13 protein-coding genes are annotated in these 19,822 nt (G+C 68.0%); 3 read left to right on the forward strand and 10 right to left on the reverse strand.

The genetic code is table 11. From position 1 onward, the window contains the following. Positions 1-68: 68 nt before the first annotated feature. From glgB to LCHO_RS16595, 9 genes are all read right to left on the reverse strand, one after another. Positions 69-2,255, reverse strand: a complete 2,187-nt coding sequence (gene glgB / locus LCHO_RS16555; protein WP_012348326.1) for a 1,4-alpha-glucan branching protein GlgB — start codon at positions 2,253-2,255, stop codon at positions 69-71. A 93-nt stretch (positions 2,256-2,348) separates the two neighbouring features. After that, positions 2,349-4,259 carry an amylosucrase gene (locus tag LCHO_RS16560; protein ID WP_043704407.1) on the reverse strand — a complete coding sequence of 637 codons (1,911 nt, stop codon included), beginning with the start codon at positions 4,257-4,259 and terminating at the stop codon, positions 2,349-2,351. 146 nt (positions 4,260-4,405) lie between these two features. After that, positions 4,406-6,118: a glycoside hydrolase family 13 protein gene (locus tag LCHO_RS16565; RefSeq protein ID WP_012348328.1), complete on the reverse strand. Its 1,713-nt coding sequence runs from the start codon at positions 6,116-6,118 to the stop codon at positions 4,406-4,408. Positions 6,119-6,191: 73 nt separating this feature from the next. Further along, positions 6,192-7,328 (reverse strand): ABC transporter ATP-binding protein, encoded by a 1,137-nt coding sequence (locus LCHO_RS16570; protein ID WP_012348329.1) that lies wholly within the window; start codon positions 7,326-7,328, stop codon positions 6,192-6,194. A 54-nt stretch (positions 7,329-7,382) separates the two neighbouring features. Further along, entirely contained in the window at positions 7,383-9,053 is a 1,671-nt protein-coding gene (locus LCHO_RS16575; RefSeq protein WP_012348330.1) for an alpha-glucosidase family protein, read from the reverse strand. A gap of 27 nt (positions 9,054-9,080) precedes the next feature. After that, positions 9,081-10,724 carry an alpha-glucosidase family protein gene (locus tag LCHO_RS16580; protein WP_012348331.1) on the reverse strand — a complete coding sequence of 548 codons (1,644 nt, stop codon included), beginning with the start codon at positions 10,722-10,724 and terminating at the stop codon, positions 9,081-9,083. A 2-nt stretch (positions 10,725-10,726) separates the two neighbouring features. Beyond that, positions 10,727-11,563, reverse strand: a complete 837-nt coding sequence (locus LCHO_RS16585; RefSeq protein WP_012348332.1) for a carbohydrate ABC transporter permease — start codon at positions 11,561-11,563, stop codon at positions 10,727-10,729. Continuing rightward, positions 11,563-12,477: a carbohydrate ABC transporter permease gene (locus LCHO_RS16590; protein WP_012348333.1), complete on the reverse strand. Its 915-nt coding sequence runs from the start codon at positions 12,475-12,477 to the stop codon at positions 11,563-11,565. The genes LCHO_RS16585 and LCHO_RS16590 overlap by 1 nt, the downstream gene beginning before the upstream one ends. A gap of 97 nt (positions 12,478-12,574) precedes the next feature. Further along, entirely contained in the window at positions 12,575-13,846 is a 1,272-nt protein-coding gene (locus LCHO_RS16595) for an ABC transporter substrate-binding protein (protein ID WP_012348334.1), read from the reverse strand. Between the two features lie 243 nt (positions 13,847-14,089). On the opposite strand from LCHO_RS16595, the gene LCHO_RS16600 reads away from it, so the two are divergent. Next, positions 14,090-15,940, forward strand: a complete 1,851-nt coding sequence (locus LCHO_RS16600; RefSeq protein WP_012348335.1) for a bifunctional transcriptional regulator/glucokinase — start codon at positions 14,090-14,092, stop codon at positions 15,938-15,940. A 79-nt stretch (positions 15,941-16,019) separates the two neighbouring features. Beyond that, positions 16,020-17,159, forward strand: coding sequence for a galactose-1-epimerase (locus tag LCHO_RS16605; RefSeq protein WP_012348336.1), 1,140 nt, complete (start codon positions 16,020-16,022; stop codon positions 17,157-17,159). Positions 17,160-17,165: 6 nt separating this feature from the next. On the opposite strand, the gene LCHO_RS16610 is transcribed toward LCHO_RS16605, so the two are convergent. Further along, complete coding sequence (locus LCHO_RS16610; RefSeq protein WP_012348337.1) at positions 17,166-18,683, reverse strand: CoA-acylating methylmalonate-semialdehyde dehydrogenase; 1,518 nt, start codon at positions 18,681-18,683, stop codon at positions 17,166-17,168. A 179-nt stretch (positions 18,684-18,862) separates the two neighbouring features. On the opposite strand from LCHO_RS16610, the gene LCHO_RS16615 reads away from it, so the two are divergent. Beyond that, positions 18,863-19,807, forward strand: a complete 945-nt coding sequence (locus LCHO_RS16615) for a LysR family transcriptional regulator (protein WP_012348338.1) — start codon at positions 18,863-18,865, stop codon at positions 19,805-19,807. Positions 19,808-19,822 lie beyond the last annotated feature (15 nt).

The raw sequence follows: 19,822 nt of genomic DNA on the forward strand, positions 1-19,822 counted from the left end.
GTTTAGGGAATACCCTGACCTTAAGCGATCTTGATGCCCGTCAGTTTCAGGACGGCAACAAGACCGCGTCAGGAAGCAGCGCCGCCCTCGCACACCCACATCACGGTGGCCAGCGGCGGCACGGTGATCACCAGCGACTGCTCGCGACCGTGCGAGGCCACCGGCTCGGTGCTCAAGAGGCCGTTGTGCACCCCGCTGCCGCCGTAGATCGCGGCGTCGGTATTGATCAGCTCGCGGTAATGGCCGGCGGCCGGCACGCCGATGCGATAACCCGTGCGCGGCAGCGGCGTGAAATTGCAGACGACCACCACGAAACTGCCGTCGGCAGCATGGCGGGTGAATGACAGGACCGAATTCTGCGCATCGTCATGGCTGATCCAGCCGAAACCGTCGGGCGTGAAATCGAGCTGGTGCAGCGCCGGAAAATCCCGGTACACGGTATTGAGGTCACACACCAGGCGCTGCACGCCGGCGTGATTCGGGTAATCGAGCAAATGCCACGGCAGGCCTTTTTCGGCATGCCATTCTTCGCCCTGGCCAAACTCGCAGCCCATGAACAGCAGTTTCTTGCCGGGGTGCCCCCACATGAAACCGTAATAGGCGCGCAGATTGGCAAAGCGCTGCCATTCGTCGCCCGGCATGCGTTGCAGGATCGAACCCTTGCCGTGCACCACCTCGTCGTGCGAAAGCGGCAGCACGAAATTCTCGGTAAAGGCGTAGACCAGGCTGAAGGTGATCTGGCCGTGGTGATACTGGCGATGCACCGGATCCTGCTGCATGTAGCGCAGGGTGTCGTTCATCCAGCCCATGTTCCACTTGTAGTGGAAACCCAGGCCGCCGCTTTGCAGATCGGGGGCGGGCGGGCGCGACACGCCCGGGAAGGCGGTCGACTCCTCGGCCAGCGTGATCGCCTCGGGCCGCTGGGTGCCGACGATGTGGTTCATGCGGCGCATGAAGTCGATCGCCTCGAGGTTCTCGCGGCCGCCGAACTGGTTGGGGATCCACTCGCCGTCCTTGCGGCTGTAGTCGCGGTACAGCATCGAGGCCACCGCATCGACGCGCAGGCCGTCGATGCCGTAACGCTCGATCCAGTACAGCGCGTTGCCGATCAGGAAGTTGCGCACCTCCGTGCGGCCGTAGTTGTAGATCAGCGTCTGCCAGTCCTGGTGGAAACCTTCGCGCGGATCGGCGTGTTCGTAGAGGTGGCTGCCGTCGAACTGGCCCAGGCCGTGGGCGTCGGTCGGGAAGTGGCCCGGCACCCAGTCGAGGATCACGCCCAGGCCGGCCTCGTGCGCCTGCGCAACGAAGTGGCGGAAATCATCGGGCGTGCCGAAGCGCGAGGTCGGCGCGTACATGCCGGTGGGCTGATAACCCCAGGAACCGTCGAACGGATGCTCGTTGACCGGCAGCAGTTCGAGGTGGGTGAAACCCATGTCCTTGGCGTAGGGGATCAGCTGCTCGGCGATCTGGCGGTAGTCGAGCCATTCGCCGCGCTCGTTGCGCCGCCACGAGCCCAGGTGGACCTCGTAGATCGACACCGCCGCGCCCAGCGCGTTGGCGTCGCGGCGCTGTTCGGTGCTCGGCACCACGGGCGGCAGGCCGTGCACCACCGAGGCCGTCTGCGGCCTCATTTCGGCGCGGAAGGCGACCGGGTCGGCCTTGAGCCGCAGGCCGCCGTCCTGGCCCTTGATCTCGTACTTGTAGAGGTCGCCCGGGCCGACGTGCGGCACGAAGATCTCCCACACGCCGCATTCGCTGCGCACGCGCATGGCGTGGCGGCGGCCGTCCCAGTTGTTGAAGCTGCCGACCACCGACACGCGCCGCGCGCTCGGCGCCCAGACGGCAAAGCGGGTGCCGGCCACGCCGTCGATCTCGGTCGGGTGCGCGCCGAGCTGTTCGTAGGGCCGGTGATGCGTGCCTTCGGCCAGCAGCCAGAGGTCCATCGCGCCGAGCAGGGTCGAGAAGCGGTAGGCGTCTTCCATCACCTGGTGATGGCTGCCCCAGTCGACGTCGAGCTGGTAGACCAGCCGGTCTTCGCGCTCGGGCAGCGTGCCCTCGAACACGTCCGAGCCGACGATGCGGCGCAGGCTGGCCACGTTCTGGCCGCTGGCCTTGTCGATCACGTCGACGCCGACGGCGCCGGGCAGCAGCGCACGCAGCACCCAGCGCTCGTCGTGTGTGTGCAGACCGAGCACGGCGAACGGATCGCCGTGATCACCCGCCATCAGGGCGGTTACGGTTGAGGACTCGAGCATGCGGATCTCCGGCTCTTTCTTGTGATCGGACAACGGACGAATGGGGCCGTACGGACGCTGTGAGTATGAACGCGCCCGAGCGTCATCCCTGCGTCAACCGCCCCGGCAATCGAGCCACACCATCTGGTACGGCGCCAGGGTGAAACCGGTGCGCAGGTTGAACGCGGTCTGGCCGATCAGGTCGACCGCCGCGGCCGGCATGCCCAGCAGCACCGCCGCGTCGATCGCCTGCGGGTGTTCGCTGAAATTGCCGAGCACGAGGATGTTGCCGCCGCCGCCCTGGCCCTCGCCGCTGCGCAGATAACCGAGCACCGAGCGGTTGCGGGTCCAGAACGCATGCAGTCGGCCACCGGCCAGCGACGGCAGGTGCTGGCGCAGCGCGATCAGGTGTCGCAGTCCGGCGTAGATGCGGCCCGGCGCGGTGCTCGGGTCGTCGCGCTGGGCCGAGCGCGCCAGGTCGCGCACGGGGCGGTGCACCCAGCGGCTGTCGCCGCCGTGGCCGGGGTCGTCGGCCCAGTGCAGGTCGTTGAGCGCGCCGATCTCGTCGCCCAGGTAGATCAGCGGGATGCCGCCCGACGACAGCACCACGCCGTACAGCAGCAGCAGCCGCGCCACCGCGTGCGGGTCGCCCTGCTCCAGCCCGCACAGCGACGCCGCCGTGCCGCTGATGCGGCAGTCGCCGGTGGCCGGGTTGTCCTGGAACGGCACGCCGCGCGCGAAGCTGCCGGCAAAGCGGTTGACGTAGAAGCGGTTCAGGAAGGTGCGGTGGTCGAAGCCCTGGATGCCCATCTGGATCGCATCCTCATCGGCAAAGGTCCAGCCGATGTCGTCGTGGCTGCGCACGTAGTTGACCCAGGCGGTGCCGTCGGGGATGTGGTGGCGCTGCTCCAGCGCCTTCTGCAGCATGTTGACCTCGCGCGTGGCCAGCGTGTTCCACAGCAGCGCCATCTGCAGCGGGTTGTACGAGATCTGGCACTCGGCCGGTTCGATGTACTTGACCACGTCGTCCGGGTGCACGATGGCCTCGGACTTGAACAGCAGCGACGGTGCGGCGATGCGCGCCAGCGCGTTGTAGGCGCGCAGCAGGTGGTGCGCTTCGGGCAGGTTCTCGCAAGGCGTGCCCAGGCGCTTCCAGATGAACGCCACCGCGTCCATGCGCAGGAACTCGACGCCCAGGTTGGCGATGAACAGCATCTCGCCGGCCATCGCGTTGAAGACCTCGGGGTTGCCGTAGTTGAGGTCCCACTGGTAGCTGTGGAAGGTGGTCCAGACCCAGCGGCCGTCCTCGAGCTGGCTGAAGGCGCCGGGGTGTTCGTCGGGGAAGATCTCGCGCACCGTGCGCTCGTAGGCGTCGGGCTGGGTGCGGTCCGGGAAGATGTAGAAGAACTCGCTGTAGAACGGATCCTTGGCGAGTGCGCCGCGGGCCCAGTCGTGTTCGTCGCTGGTGTGGTTGAAGACGAAGTCGAGCACCAGCGAGATGCCCTCCTCGCGCAGCCGTTGCGCCAGATGGCGCAGATCCTCGATGCGGCCCAGGCTCGGCTTGACCGCCCGGTAGCTGCTCACCGCATAGCCGCCGTCGCTGTGCGGCTCGGGGCACAGAAAAGGCGGCATCAGGTGCAGGTAGGTCAGCCCCAGTTCCTTGAAATAGGGGATGCTGGCCTCGATGCCTTTCAGGTCGCCGGCGAACAGGTCGACGTAGCAGACGCCGCCGAGCATGCGGTTCGAGTGGAACCATTGCGGATCGGCCTCGCGCGCCTGGTCGAGCGCCTTCAGCTCGGGCGAGCGTTCGCGCCAGGCGCTGAAGGCATTGCCCAGCAGCTTGATCAGAAAGGCTTCGAAGTCCGGCCGCGCGCCGTACAGCGGCGCCAGCTCGCGGCGCAGGTCGCCCAGATGCGCGCGCAGGCGGGCGTCGAATGCAGGCCATTGCGCATCGTCGCCGAGCTGTTCGCTCAGGGCCGCCCAGACGCGGCTCTGCTGCTCGTCGGATGCGGCCCAGGCCGGCACCGCGACGCGGGTCGTGGCGGGGACGGAACCGTCGATCTGAGCGCTGGCGGCGCGGCTGGCGAGTCGTGAAGAAGCGGGGGATGAGACGGGAGATTTTCGAATGGCCACGGTTCGTCCTCGGGGGTCCTGGTCGTCGTGCGATGGGGTCAGGCGCGCAGGCGGATCACGCGCGCCTCGTAGGGGCGCAGGCGCAAGGCGCGCAGGTCTTCGGTGCTCGCCGGCTCGGTCGGCACGGGGTAGTTGGCGATCATCAGCTCGGTGCCGCTGTGGAAGATGTCGGCCGGCAGCTCGAACACCGGCTGGCCGTGGCTGAAGTTGCACACCACCAGCAGGCGCTCGGCGCCGAGCGTGCGCGTGTAGGCGTAGATGTGCGGGTGCTCGGGCAGCAGCAGGTCGTAGCGGCCGTAGACCACGATCGGGTGCGCGTGGCGCAGCGCGATCAGGCGCCGGTAGTAATGGAACACCGAGTCCGGATCGGCCAGCGCCTGCTCGGCGTTGATCTGCGGGTAGTTCGGATTGAGCTTCAACCACGGCTTGCCGCCGGTGAAGCCGGCGTTCGGCCCGGCCGTCCACGGCATCGGCGTGCGCGCGTTGTCGCGGCCCTTGGCGTGGATCGAGGCCAGCACCTGCGCCGGGTCCTGCCCCCGCTCGGTGGTGGCCACCCGGTACATGTTGAGGATCTCGATGTCCTGGTAGTCGTCGATGCGGGCGAACTTCACGTTCGTCATGCCGAGCTCTTCGCCCTGGTAGACGTAGGGCGTGCCCTGGTGCATGTGCAGCCAGGTGCCGAGCATCTTGGCCGACACCACGCGGAACTCGCCGTCATCCCCGAAGCGCGACACCGGCCGCGGCTGGTCGTGGTTGGACAGGTAGAGGCTGTTCCAGCCCTCGCCCGCCAGTTCGTCCTGCCAGCGCGACATGGTGCGCTTGAGGTCGCGCAGGTCGAGCGGTTTGAGATCCCACTTGCCGAGCGGTCCGCTGTCGAGGTCCATGTGCTCGAACTGGAACAGCATGTTGAGCGCGCCGCTGCGCTCGTTGCTGATCTCGCGGCCCTGCTGCGTGGTCGCCATCGGCGCCTCGCCGACGGTGATGGTGTCGTAGTGGTCGAGCACCTCGGCCTTCATCTCGCGCAAGTATTCGAGCAGGCGCGGGCCGTTGCAGGTCAGCGCGAAACCGGGCTGCAGGAAACCCTCGCGCACCACCGGCGCGTCGGGCAGGCTGCCGTCGGCGCGCCAGGGCTTGGAGATCATGTTGATGACGTCCATGCGGAAGCCGTCGACGCCCTTGTCGAGCCAGAAGCGCATCAGCGCGTGCACCTCGGCGCGCACCTGCGGGTTCTCCCAGTTCAGGTCCGGCTGCTTCTTGCTGAACATGTGCAGGTAGTACTCGCCGGTGGGCTCGTTCCACTCCCACACCGAGCCGTTGAAGGCGGCCTCCCAGTTCGTGGGCGGCGAGCCATCGGGCTTGGGGTCGCGCCAGATGAAGTAGTCGTGGTACGGGTTGTCGCGGCTCGTGCGCGCGGCCTGGAACCAGGCGTGTTCGTCCGAGCAGTGGTTGACCACCAGGTCCATCATCAGCTTGATGCCACGCTGGTGCATGCCGGCCAGCATGGTGTCGAAATCGGCCATCGTGCCGAACTCGGCCATGATGGCGCGGTAGTCGCTGATGTCGTAGCCGTTGTCGTCGTTGGGCGAGCGGTAGATCGGCGACAGCCACACCACGTCGACACCCAGCGTCTTCAGGTGATCGAGTTTCGCGGTGATGCCGTTGAGGTCGCCGATGCCGTCGCCGTCGCTGTCAGCGAAGCTGCGCGGGTAGATCTGGTAGACGACGCTTTCTTTCCACCATGCGTGCTTCATGGGGTGCTCCTGCAAGGGCGGCCGCTGGGCGCGACGGGTGTCGGGCGCAGGCGGCCCTGCGTTCGATGGGGGATCAGGCCGGCAGCTGGACCGTGCGGGCAAAAGCCTCGCCGTTGGCGTCGAACAGATGGCACTGCTCGGGGCGCAGGCGCAGCGTGACGCGGTCACCGGCCGATTGCGAGGCATAACCCTCGATCCGCAGCGTCGCCATCGGCGCATCGGGCGCGACGTCGAGGTAGAGCATCGACGACTCGCCCAGCCGCTCGAGCTGGCGCACCGTGACGTGCAAGGCACAACCCGGTCCTTCGTCGCCGGTCAGCAGGTGTTCGGGGCGGATGCCCAGCGACACCTTGTCGCCGGCCTTGGCGCCGCGCGCATTGACGGCCGCGGTGATCTGCTCGCCGTGCACCTCGACCACCGCATGGTCGGCTTCGACACGCACGATGCGCCCGGGCAGGATGTTCATCTTCGGGCTGCCGATGAACTCGGCCACGAACAGGTTCTGCGGCCGGTGGTAGAGGTCCATCGGCGTGCCGAACTGGGCCACGCTGCCCTTGGTCTGCACGTCGGCGCCGGCGCGCAGCAGCACGATCTTGTCGGCCAGCGTCATCGCCTCGACCTGGTCGTGCGTCACGTAGATCATGCTGGCGGTGCCGATGTCGTGGTGCAGCTTGGCGATCTCGAGGCGGGTCTGCACGCGCAGCGCGGCATCCAGGTTCGACAGCGGCTCGTCGAACAGGAACACGTCGGGCTCCTTGACGATCGCGCGGCCGATCGCCACCCGCTGGCGCTGGCCGCCCGACAACGCCTTGGGCAGGCGGTCCATCAAGGGGCCGAGCTGCAGGATGTCGCCGGCCTTCTTGACCTTGCGGTCGATCTCGGCCTTGTCCGAGCCCATCACGCGCAGGCCGAAGGCCATGTTCTCGGCCACCGTCATGTGCGGGTAGAGCGCGTAGCTCTGGAACACCATCGCCACGCCGCGCTTGGCCGGCGGCAGGTCGTTGACCCGCGTGCCGCCGATCGACATGTCGCCGGACGTGATGTCTTCCAGACCGGCCACCATGCGCAGCAGCGTCGACTTGCCGCAGCCCGACGGCCCGACGAAGACGCAGAACTCGCCCTTGTCGATCGTGATGTTGGCGTTGTTGATCGTCAGCGGCAGACCCGGGCCATAGCGCTTGCAGATTTGTTTGAAGTCGATGCGTGACATGGCGTGCTCAGTGTGGTGGGCAAAAGGGAGGCGGCAGCGAGTCCGCGTGTGGGGTCAGGCCAGGCGGGCGAACAGCACGCCGTAGGGCTCGAAGCTGACGCGCCGGCCTTGCACCGCCGCGCCGCGCGCGCCGCTGTCGTGCAGGACTTCGGCGATGGTCTCGCCCGCGCTCAGGTCGAGCGTGGCCGGGGTGGCGCTGAGGTTGAAGGCGCACAGCAGCCGCTCGCCGCCGTGGCTTCGCACGTAGGCGAGCACCTGGTCGTCGATCGGCAGCAGCGTCAGGTCGCCCTTCATCAGCGCGGCCTGGCCACGCCGCCAGCCCAGCAGGTGGCGGTAGTGGTGCAGCAGCGCCGACGGGTCGGATTCCTGCGCGTTGACGGCCAGCGTGCGGTGGCTCTCCGACACCGGCAGCCACGGCTTGGCGTGATCCGCCACGCCGGCAAAGCCGAGGTCGGGCGCCGACGAATCCCAAGGGAACGGCGTGCGGCAGCCGTCGCGACCCTTGAACTCGGGCCACATCGTGATGCCGTACGGATCCTGCAGGTCCTCGTAGGCGACCTCGGCTTCGGGCAGGCCGAGCTCGTCGCCCTGGTAGATGCACGAGGCGCCGCGCAGGCTCAGTTGCAGCGCAGGTGCGAGGCGCAGCAGGTTCGGATGCGGGTTCGGCCCGCCCCAGCGGGTGGCCAGGCGCTTGCAATCGTGGTTGGACAAGGCCCAGCAGGCCCAGCCCTGATCGGCGGTGGCGGCCACGCGCTCGAACTTGTCGACCACGCCGTGCACATAGGGCGCGTCGCAGCGGTCGGCCAGCAGGTCGAAGCAATAGCCCATGTGCAGCTTGTCGCCACCACTGCTGTACTGCGCCACCATCAGCATGCCCGACTCGTCGCCGATCTCGCCGACCATCATGGTGTCGGGGTACTGGTCGGTCAGTGCGCGCAGGCGCTGCAGAAAGCCCAATGCATCGGGCCGGCTGCGGTCGTACAGGTGCTGCTGCCAGGCGTAGGGGTTGCTCGCCGACACCGTCGGGTTGCTGCCGTCGGGCTCGCCGGTGCCGGGGTTGCTGCGCAGCTGCGCGTCGTGGAAGCAGAAGTTGATGGCGTCGAGCCGGTAGCCGTCGACACCGAACTCGAGCCAGGCCTTGACCGAGGCGAGCAGCGCGTCCTGCACCTGCGGGTTGTGGAAGTTGAGATCGGGCTGACTGGCCAGGAAGTTGTGCAGGTAGTACTGCTTGCGCCGCGTGTCCCACTGCCACGAGCTGCCGCCGAAGACGCTCAGCCAGTTGTTGGGCGGGTTGCCGTCGTCGCGGGCGTCGGCCCACACGTACCAGTCGGCCTTCGGGTTGTCGCGACTGCTGCGGCTCTCGACGAACCACGGGTGCTGGTCGCTACTGTGCGAGAGCACCTGGTCGATGATGACCTTCAGGCCCAGCTCGTGCGCACGGTCGACCAGCACGCGGAAGTCGGAAAGCGTGCCGAACATCGGGTCGATGTCGTTGTAGTCGCTGACGTCGTAGCCGAAGTCCTTCATCGGGCTCTTGAAGATTGGCGACAGCCACACCGCATCGGCACCGAGCCGCGCGATGTGGTCGAGCCGGCGCGTGATGCCGGGCAGGTCGCCGATGCCGTCGCCGTTGCTGTCCTGATAGCTGCGCGGGTAGACCTGATAGATCACGCCGCTGCGCCACCAGCCGCTGTTGGGCGCCTTGGGTTGGATTGAACTGCTCATGTGTTGAATCGATGAATCGATGGAGGATCAGACCAGCCGGGCGAACAGCACGCCCCAGGGATCGAAGCGGACCTGGCTGCCTTGCAGCGCCGCGCCCTGCGCGCCGCTGTCGCCGAGCACCGCGCTCACCACGCCGGCCGTCGTGGCGTCCCAGGTCACCGGCTGGTCGCTCAGGTTGAAGGCGCACAGCACGCGCTCGCCTTGATGGCTGCGCAGGTAGGCGAGCACCTGCGGATGCACGCTCAGCAAGGTCATCTCGCCGTGGATCAGCGCCGGCACGCCGCGCCGCCAGCGCAGCAGCTGCTGGTAGTGGCTCAACAGCGATTGCGGATCGGCGCCCTGCACGTCGACCGCGAGCGCGCGATGGCTCTGTGCCACCGGCAGCCACGGCCTGGCGTTGACCGCCGCGCCGCCGAAACCGAGGTCGGCGGCCTTCGAGTCCCACGCCATCGGCGTGCGGCAGCCGTCGCGGCCCTTGTATTCGGGCCACATCGTGATGCCGTACGGGTCCTGCAGATCCTCGAACGCCACGTCGGCTTCGGGCAGGCCGAGCTCGTCGCCCTGGTAGATGCAGGCGGTGCCACGCAGGCTCAGCTGAAGAGCCACTGCGGCGCGCAACAGGCCCATGCTCGGGTTGGCGCCGCCCCAGCGCGTGGCCACGCGCGGGATGTCGTGGTTGGTGATCGCCCAGCACGGCCAGCCGCTGCCCACCACCTGATTGAAGCGCGTGAACACGCCGTGCAGATACGGTGCGCCGTGCGGCTCGCCGAGCAGGTCGAAGCAGTACGCCATGTGCAGCTTGTCACCGCCGCCGGTGTACTCGGCCACACGCGCCAGGCCGTCGTCATCGCCGATCTCGCCGACCATCGTGGTGTCGGGGTACTCGTCGATCAGCGCGCGCAGGCGCTGCAGGAACGGCAGGTTCTCGGGTTGGCTTTTGTCGTGGTGGTGCCACTGCCAGGCATACGGGTTGACCGGGCTCACCGCCGGGTCGCTGCCGTCGGGCATGCCGCGGCCCGGGTTGTTGCGCAGCTGCCGGTCGTGGAAATAGAAGTTGACGACGTCGAGCCGGTAGCCGTCGACCCCGAACTCGCACCAGAACTTGACCGAGGCCAGCACCGCTTCCTGCACCTGCGGGCAATGGAAGTTGAGGTCGGGCTGGCTGGTCAGGAAGTTGTGCAGGTAGTACTGCCTGCGCCGCGTGTCCCATTGCCAGGCGCTGCCGCCGAAGATCGACAGCCAGTTGTTGGGCGGATTGCCGTCGTCGAGCGGATCGGCCCACACGTACCAGTCGGCCTTGTCATTGGTGCGGCTCGAACGGCTTTCGACGAACCACGGGTGCACATCGGCGGTGTGCGAATAGACCTGGTCGATCATGACCTTCAGGCCCAGCGCGTGCGCGCGGTCGACCAGCACCTTGAAGTCGGCCAGCGTGCCGAACATCGGGTCGACATCGTTGTAGTCGCTGATGTCGTAGCCGAAGTCCTTCATCGGGCTCTTGAAGAACGGCGACAGCCAGATGCCGTCGGCGCCGAGAGCCGCGATGTGGTCGAGCCGCCGGGTGATGCCCGGCAGATCGCCGATGCCGTCGCCGTTGCTGTCCTGGTAGCTGCGCGGGTAGATCTGGTAGATCACCCCGCCGCGCCACCAGCCGTTGTTGGGCGCTTTCATGTTCAGCCCTTGATCGCGCCAGCGGTCAGGCCGGAGACGATCTTCTTCTGGAAGATCAGCACCAGCACCACCAGCGGCACGGTGACGATGACCGACGCGGCCATGATGCTGCCCCACGGCACCTCGTACGCGGTGGCGCCGGTGATCAGCGAGATGCCGACCGGCACGGTGCGCTGGGTGTCGTCGGAGACGAAGGTCAGCGCGAACAGGAACTCGTTCCAGGCGCCGATGAAGGCCAGCAGCCCGGTCGAGACCAGCGCCGGCGCGAGCAGCGGCATGAAGACCTCGAAGATGATGCGCAGCGGGCCGCAGCCGTCCATGATGGCGGCCTCTTCGAGCTCCTTGGGCAAGCCGCGCATGAAGGTGGTCAGGATCCAGACCGTGAACGGCAGCGTGAACAGCGTGTAGGGCACCACCAGGCCGATCGAGCGGTTGTACAGGCCGAGCGCCTGCATCAGCTCGAACATGCCCGACAGCACCGCCACCTGCGGGAACATCGACACCGCCAGGATCGCCAGCAGCAGCGCGCCCTTGCCCTTGAACTGGATGCGGCCCAGCGCATAGGCCGCAGTGATCGCCATCAGCATCGAGATCACCACCGTGACGGTGGCGACCAGCACCGAGTTGGCCAACTGTCGGCCGAAGGGCTGGCGGCCCTCGAACAGCTGCACGTAGTTGCGAAACGTCGGCGCGTCCGGAATCAGGTTAGAGCTGAACAGCGCCGTGCCGCTCTTGAGCGACGTGGCCACCGTGTAGATGAAGGGATAGACCGACGCGATGACCACCAGCGCGGCCAGCAGGTAGAGGACAACGCTGCCCCAGAGCGGACGCTGATTCATCAGTTGGACTCCTCGTTGAGCTTGACGCGTGCCGCACGCATGAACAGCAGCGCCGACAGGAAGATGATGATCGTCAGCGAGGTCGACGCCGCCGAGCCGTAACCCAGGTTGCCGTTGTCGACCATCTCGCGGCGCACGAAGCCCGACATGCTGATGGTGCTGCCGCTGTTGGAGGTCAGCACGAAGATCAGGTCGAAGATGCGCAGGGCGTCGAGCAGCCGGAAGATCACCGCCACCATCAGCGGGTGCTTGATCAGCGGCAGCGTCACCTTCCAGAACACGCGCAGCGGATGCACGCCGTCGACACGCGCGGCCTCGTAGCAGTCCTTGGGCAGCGTCTGCAGGCCCGCGAGGATCAGCAGGGCCATGAAGGGCGTGGTCTTCCAGACGTCGACCGCCACCACCGTCCACAGCGCATAGTCCGGGTCCGCGGTGAAGGCGATCTTGGCGGAGATGATTCCCCAGTCGAGCAGGATCTGGTTGATCAGGCCGAACTGGTCATGCAGCATCCAGCCCCACATCTTGGCCGACACGATGGTCGGGATGGCCCAGGGCACCAGCACCGCGGTGCGCACCAACGCGCGACCCTTGAACTCCTGGTTCAGCAGCATCGCCACGCCCAGGCCGCACAGGGTCTCGAGGATCACCGAGACGATCGAGAACTTGTAGGTGTTCAGGATCGAGATGCCCCAGTCGCTGGCCCAGAAGCCCTCGACGTAGTTCGGGTTCGCGAACAGGCCGAATTCGCCGAAGTAGTTGCCAAAGCCCACGAAGGAGCTGGCCGTGATGTCGTTGATGTTGGTTTCAGTGAAGCTGAACCAGATCGAACGCCCGAGCGGCCAACCCGCCACCAGGACCATCAGGATCAGCATCGGCGCCAGGAAGGTCCAGGCAATGCGAGTGCGGTTTTTCATGGGATGCGCCCTGGAAAGCCAAGAAACAGGCGGGGCGCCACCATCGCGGCCGCCCCGCTACGGCCGCCACCCGGGCGGGCGGCCTGCCGTCTTCAGATCACCACTTGGTGCGCTTGATCTGCTTGAGCTTGCCTTCGAGCTTCTTGACCGCGGCCGCGCCGGTGGTCTTCTTCTCGAGCACCTCGTGGGTGGCGTCCCAGAACGCGTTGGAGACTTCCGGGTACTTCAGGCCGGTGGCGGTGGCCGGACGGGCCACGGCGTTGGTGAAGACGTCGAGCAGCTCGACCATGAACGGGTTCGCCTTGGCGATGTCGGCGTCCTTGTAGAGGTCGGGGATGGTCGGGTTGTACGAACCACCGACGGCGCGCTTCTTCTGGATCTCCGGGCTGGTCATGTACATGGCCAGCGCGGCGGCCGCGTCGACGTTCTTGGAGTACTTCGACACCGCCAGCTGCCAGCCGCCCAGCGTGGCCGCCTTCTTGGCACCGGCGCCCGAACCGGCCGGCAGGGCTGCGACGCCGATCTTGCCCTTGATCGGGCTGTCGGCGGCCTGACCCAGCGACCAGGCGTAAGGCCAGTTGCGCATGAAGGCGGCATTGCCGTTCTGCCACACGCCGCGCGAGTCTTCCTCGCCGTAGTTCAGCACGCCGGCCGGGGCGATGGTGCCGATCCACGAAGCCGCGGTGTCGAGCGCCTTGGCCGCACCGGGGTTGTTGATGGTGATGTTGCCGGCCTTGTCGACGATCTCGCCGCCGCCGAAGCTCGCCACCCACTCGAGCGCGTCGCAGGTCAGGCCTTCATAGGCCTTGGCCTGGAAGACGAAACCCTGGAAGTCGGCCTTGCCGGCCGCGCGCTCGCCGTCCTGGATCTTCTTGGCCGCGGTGGCCATCTCTTCCCAGGTGCCCGGCGCCTTCAGGCCGTACTTCTCGACCAGGTCCTTGCGATAGAACAGCAGGCCGGCGTCGGTGAACCAGGGCATGCCCAGCAGCTTGCCGTCGACCGTGTTGTTGGCCACGATGGCCGGGAAGTGCTTGGCCTCGGCGCCCTTGCTGTACTTCTTCAGGTCGACCAGGTGATCCTTGATCACGCCGGGCCAGACCACGTCGATCATGATCACGTCGAGGTCGGACGACTTGGCCGCGAACTGCTGGCGCAGCAGGGCCAGGTTGTCGGTCGTGCTGGCCGGGGACGAATACATCTTGACGGTGTGGCCGTTGGCCTTGCCCCAGTCCTCGGCGTACTTGCCGCAGAACTCGACGTCGGCAGCGTTGGAGCCGCACGAGATGGTGATCGTGGCGGCCTGGGCGCCGGCGATGCCACCGAAAGCCAGGGCGACCCCAGCGGCGATGTGCTTGAAATTGAACGACATGAGTATTTGTCTCCGCATTGGGTGGCGAAACCGGCCACGTCGTGAATGTAATTTTCTTACATGCCTTAAAAAATTAGGGTTAACACTGAATCTTGTTTGCAAGAAAGCACCGCGCTTCTGTAAATTTGTCTTGGACAAATACAAAACGCAATCGATTGCATCTCTTCCAGTGAAAACCCTGAGCACCAAAAGCATGAATGATCACAATCCGGTTACAACGTAATTTCATTACACTTTGATCCCATGATCGCCCCTGAACTGACATCCGCCTACCCCGACGGCCTGCGCCTGCTGGCCGATGTCGGCGCCTCGAACGTGCGCTTTGCGCTCGAATCGGCACCCGATCGCTACTGGGCGAGCGAGGTTCTGCCCTGTTCTGCGCATGAATCGCTCGAGGCCGCGGTGCGCACCTTCCTGCTCGCGCACGGCTCGCCGCCGGTTCGTCACGCGGCGTTTTCGCTGCCCAACCCGATCGCCGGCGACCAGGTGCAGCTGACCAACCATCCGTGGGCGTTTTCGGTCGAGGCCATGCGGCGCGCGCTGGGCCTGCAGACGCTGCTGGTGGTCAACGACTACACCGCGCTGGCGATGGGGCTGACCCGGCTCGACGCCGGCGAGCGCATCAAGGTGGGCGGCGGCGAGCCGGTCACCGGCGGCGTGCAGGGCGTGATCGGGCCGGGCAGCGGGCTGGGGGTGTCGGCCCTGGTGCTGGTGCAGGACCGTTACGTGGCGCTGTCGAGCGAGGGCGGCCACGTCAGCTACCCGCCGCAGGACGACGACGAGGAACAGGTCGTCGCTGCGGCCCGCCAGCGTTACGGCCATGCGTCAGGCGAGCGGCTGATCTCGGGGCCGGGGCTGGAGCTGATCCACGAGGTGATCGCCGCGCAGACCGGCCACCAGCCCGCCCGCCTCGCGGCGCCCGAGATCTCGGCGCGCGCCCTGGCCACGCCGCCGTGCCCGGTGGCGCAGCGCGCGCTGGCGGTGTTCTGCGCCATGCTCGGCACGGTGGCGGGCAACCTGGCGCTGACGCTGGGCAGCGTCGGCGGCCTCTACATCGGCGGGGGCATCGTGCCGCAGATCCTGCCGTTCTTCGAGGCCTCGGCGTTCCGCCGGCGCTTCGAGCAGAAGGGCCGTTTCAGCCAGTGGCTGACGCAGATCCCGACCTGGGTGGTGGTGGCACCGCGTTCGGCGCTGCGCGGCACGTCGGCCTTTCTGGAGGATCACCTCACCGCCGACCACGGCGCCGAGCCGCTGCTCGACGACGTGCGCGCGGCGCTGCCGCGGCTGTCGACCTCCGAGCGCCTGGTGGCGGGCGACCTGCTGTCGGCGCCACGCGCCTGGATGAGCGACTCGATCGCCCGCATCGCCGATCGCTGCGGCGTCAGCACGCCCACGGTGATGCGCTTCTGCCGCACGATGGGGTTCAAGGGGCTGGCGGATTTCAAGCTGCGGCTCGGTGCCGGGCTGTCGGGCAGCACCAAGGTCGCGCACCGCCCGGTGCGCGCCGCCGATCCGACCGCCGAGCGCATGGCCACCATCCTCAACAACTCGATCTCGGCGCTGATCGAGCTGCGCGACCGGCTGCATCCGCAGGCCTTCGAGCAGGCCGTCAAGCTGCTGGCCAACGCGCGCCGGATCGAGGTCTACGGCGTCGGCGCCGCCGCGCTGGCGGCCGAGGAGGCGCAGCACAAGTTCGGCCGGCTGGGCCTGCAGGTGGTGGCGCGCACCGACTCGCAGCTGCAGAACGTGACGGCGGCGTTCCTCGGCCCCGACGACGTGCTGCTGGTGCTGTCGAACTCGGGCGCGGTCGATCCGGTCAACGAGGCCGTGATGCGGGCGCGCCGCAGCGGCACGCGGGTGATCGGGATGTGCCCGCAGCGCAGCGACCTGGCCCGGCTGTCCGACGTGATCCTGCCGGTCGATCACCCGGAGGACCTGCAGGCGCTGGTGCCGATGGTGTCGCGGCTGATGCAGACGGTGATCGTCGACGTGCTGGTCACCGATCTGGCGCTGCAGCGGCGCGACCACATCAACGCCGCGCTGGTGCGCCAGGATGATCAGCGCTACGCCTTCCTGAGCTCGCACGGCAGCTGAGGCCGGCGCCACGCCACGCCGGCGTCCGCCAATAATCGGCCGCTCGCCGCCGCAGACCCACCTCCAGCCCAGCCCCGCCATGACCCACGCCCGAATCGCCACGCCGATCGACTCCGATGCCGACCCGGACGAACCGGAGGCCGCAATCCAGGTGCTGCACTGGCCCGGCGGCTTGCGCGTGAAGCTGTCGCCATGGGGCGCGGCGTGGCTGAGCTGCTGCGTGCCGATGCCCGACGGCGACTGGCGCGAAGCCCTGCTGCAGCCACGCCACGCCCGCATCGGGCCGGCGCAGCCACGCAGTTTCATGGGCAGCACGCTCGGCCGCTACGCCAACCGCATCGCGCACGGGCGCCTCGCGCGGGGCGATCAGGTGGTGTCGCTCGCACGGGGCGACGGCGAACGGCATCACCTGCACGGCGGGCCGGACGGCTGGGACACGCGGCGCTGGGCGCAGCCGGCGGTGGCCGCGACGGACGATGCGCTGGAGGCCGTCTACACGCTAACGTCGGTGGCCGGCGACCAGGGCTACCCCGGCACGGCTCAGGCGCAGGTGCGCTACCGGCTGATCGATGCGCAGACGCTGGAGATCGACTACGAGGTGCGGGTCGACGCACCGTCACCGATCGGGCTCAGCAACCACGCCTACTTCAACCTCGATGCGCGCCAGGCGGGGGACGCCGGCGACGTGCGCGACCACCACCTGCAGATCCACGCCGATCGGGTGCTGCCGGTCGATCCGGACTGCATCCCGCTGGAAGGGCCGGTGCCGGTGGCCGATCTGCCGGGTTTCGATTTCCGCCGCGCGACACGGCTGCGAACGCAGCTGGACGGACATCTGGATGCGAGCGAACAGCTGCGAGCGCAACGCGGCCATGACCATGCCTACGTGCTGGAATCGACCGAGGATGCCGCTGCAGGAGACAGCCCGGACAGGCTGCGCGAGGCGGCGGTGCTGAGCGCAGCCGACGGCCGGCTGCAGATGACGCTGAGCACCACGCTGCCGGCCCTGCAGCTCTACACCGGCCAGCTCCTGGCCGGCTCGCCGGCGCCGGGCGGTCGCACGCACCACGCCCATGCCGGGCTGGCGCTGGAGCCGCAGTACCTGCCCGACAGCCCGAACCGGCGCTGGGCCGCAGCCGGCACGCCGGGCGACTGCTGGCTGCTGCCGGGTCAGGTGTGGCGGCAGCGCATCCGCTACCGCTTCACCACCGCGGGCTGATCGATCTCACTTGGCCGTCGGCATCACGAACTCGGCGCCCTTGGCAATGCTGGCGGGCCAGCGCTGCATGATCGACTTCTGCTTGGTATAGAAGCGCACGCCCTCTTCGCCGTAGGCGTGCATGTCGCCGAACAGGCTCTTCTTCCAGCCGCCGAAGCCGTGCCAGGCCATCGGCACCGGGATCGGCACGTTGATGCCGACCATGCCGACCTGGATGTGGCGGGCGAACTCGCGCGCCACGTTGCCGTCGCTGGTGTAGCAGGCCACGCCGTTGCCGTATTCATGCGCGTTGATCAGATCGACCGCTTCGGCAAAGGTCGCCACGCGCACGCAGGCCAGCACCGGGCCGAAGATCTCTTCCTTGTAGATGCGCATCTGCGGCGTGACGTGGTCGAACAGCGTGCCGCCGGTGAAGAAGCCCGCCTCGTGGCCCGGCACCTTGTGGCCGCGGCCGTCGACCACCAGCTGCGCGCCTTCTTCGACGCCGATGCCGATGTAGCCCTCGATGCGGTCACGCGCCTGGGCGGTCACGATCGGGCCCATCTCGGCGTCGAGCTCCATGCCGTTCTTGATCTTCAGCGCACGGGCGCGCTCGGCCACCAGCGGCACGACCTTGTCGGCGATGTCGCCCACCAGCACCGCCACCGAGATCGCCATGCAGCGCTCGCCGGCCGAGCCGTAGGCGGCGCCGATCAGGGCGTCGACCACCTGGTCGACATCGGCGTCAGGCATCACCACCATGTGGTTCTTGGCGCCGCCGAGCGCCTGCACGCGCTTGCCGTGATGCGCGCCGGTTTCGTAGATGTACTGCGCGATCGGGGTCGAGCCGACGAAGCTCAGCGCCTTGACGTCGGGGTGGCCGAGCAGCGTGTCGACCGCCAGCTTGTCGCCCTGCACGACGTTGAACACGCCGTCGGGCAGGCCGGCCTGCGTGAGCAGATCGGCCATGAAGTTGGCCGCCGACGGGTCGCGCTCGCTGGGCTTGAGCACGAAGGTGTTGCCGCAGGCGATCGCCACCGGGAACATCCAGCACGGCACCATGACCGGGAAGTTGAACGGCGTGATGCCGGCGACCACGCCGAGCGCCTGGCGCATGGTCCAGTTGTCGATGCCGGTCGAGACCTGCTCGGTGTAGTCGCCCTTGAGCAGCTGCGGGATGCCGCAGGCGAACTCGATGATGTCGATGCCGCGCATCACCTCGCCCTGCGCGTCGGTGAAGACCTTGCCGTGTTCGGCGGTGATCATCGCCGCCAGCGTGTCCTTGTGCTGGTTGACCAGCGCCAGGAAGTTGTTCATGACGCGGGCGCGCCGGATCGCCGGGGTCTGCGACCAGGCCGGGAACGCCGCCTGCGCCGCCGCGACCGCCGCGTTCACGTCCTCGACGGTGGCCAGCTGCAGCTGGCGCGCCACTGCGCCGGTGGCCGGGTTGAAGACCGGCTGCGTGCGGCCGTTGCCGGGCACGGCACGGCCGTTGATGTGGTGGCCCACGTCGGTGGTGGCGAGGTATGCGTCGGGTGCGCCCATGGCGGTCTCCTGTGTGGCGGCCGGGCCCTTCGACATCGACCGTGATTGGCCGACTCCGGGCATGGACCGCATTGCGATGGCCGCAGTCTAGGCATCGACGGCCGCTCTGAAAATCCCGGCCGGCTGGATACACTGTTCACGATCACGAACAATGATCCGCACAAACCCGGAACAACGCGATGGAAGCCAGACGCATCGACGGTCTGTGGTCGCACATGCACTGGCTGACGGTGCTGGGCGATCTGGGCAGCTACACCGCCGCCGCGCAGCGCCTGGGCGTCAGCAAGGCGGCGATGAGCCAGCACATCGCCGACCTGGAGCGCGCCGCCGGCGTGCCGCTGGTCAGCCGCACCACCCGCAGCGTGCGCCTGACCGAAGCCGGCCAGCAGCTCGCCGACGCCACCCGCGGCGCCTTCGAGCAGATCGAGCGCGGCCTGGCCGGCGTGAAGGACCTGGCCACCACGCCGCGCGGCCTGCTGCGCGTGACCGCGCCGGTGGCGCTGGGGCGCCAGCAGATCGTGCCGAGGCTGCCGGACTTCCTGCGCGCACATCCGGAGGTGCGCATCGAGCTGGTGCTCAACGACCAGGTGCTGTCGCTGGCACAGGAGGGCTTCGACCTGGCGATCCGGCACACCGCCCGGCCGCCCGAAACCCATGTCGCCTGGACGCTCACCACCACCCGCTCGGTGCTGGTCGCCAGCCCCGACTACCTGCAGCGCCGCGGCCGACCGCAGCATCCCGCCGAGCTCGCCACCGAACGCGGCCAGCACGACTGCCTGCACTACCCGCGCCCCGGCGAGACGCCGACCTGGCAGTTTCAGCCGCGGCAGGCCGCGCTCGCGCCGGTGACGGTGGCCGTGCGCGGCCCGCTCAGCGCCAACAACAGCGAGGTGCTGCGCGAGGCCGCGATCGACGGGCTGGGCATCGCGCTGCTGCCCGATTTCAGCGCCCAGGCGGCGCTGCGCAACGGCGCGCTCGAGGCGGTGCTGCCGCAATGGAAGCCGGTCGGCAGCTTCGGCGAGTTCCTGTTCGCGATCCGGCCCTACAGCCCCTACGTGCCACGCGCCGTGCACGCCCTGGTGGCGTACCTGCGCACCACGCTGCAGGCGGGTTTCGGCACCTGAGCGCGGCCACTCATG

Origin of the sequence: Leptothrix cholodnii SP-6 (assembly GCF_000019785.1) — a bacterium.
In the GTDB taxonomy this organism is placed as follows: domain Bacteria; phylum Pseudomonadota; class Gammaproteobacteria; order Burkholderiales; family Burkholderiaceae_C; genus Sphaerotilus; species Sphaerotilus cholodnii.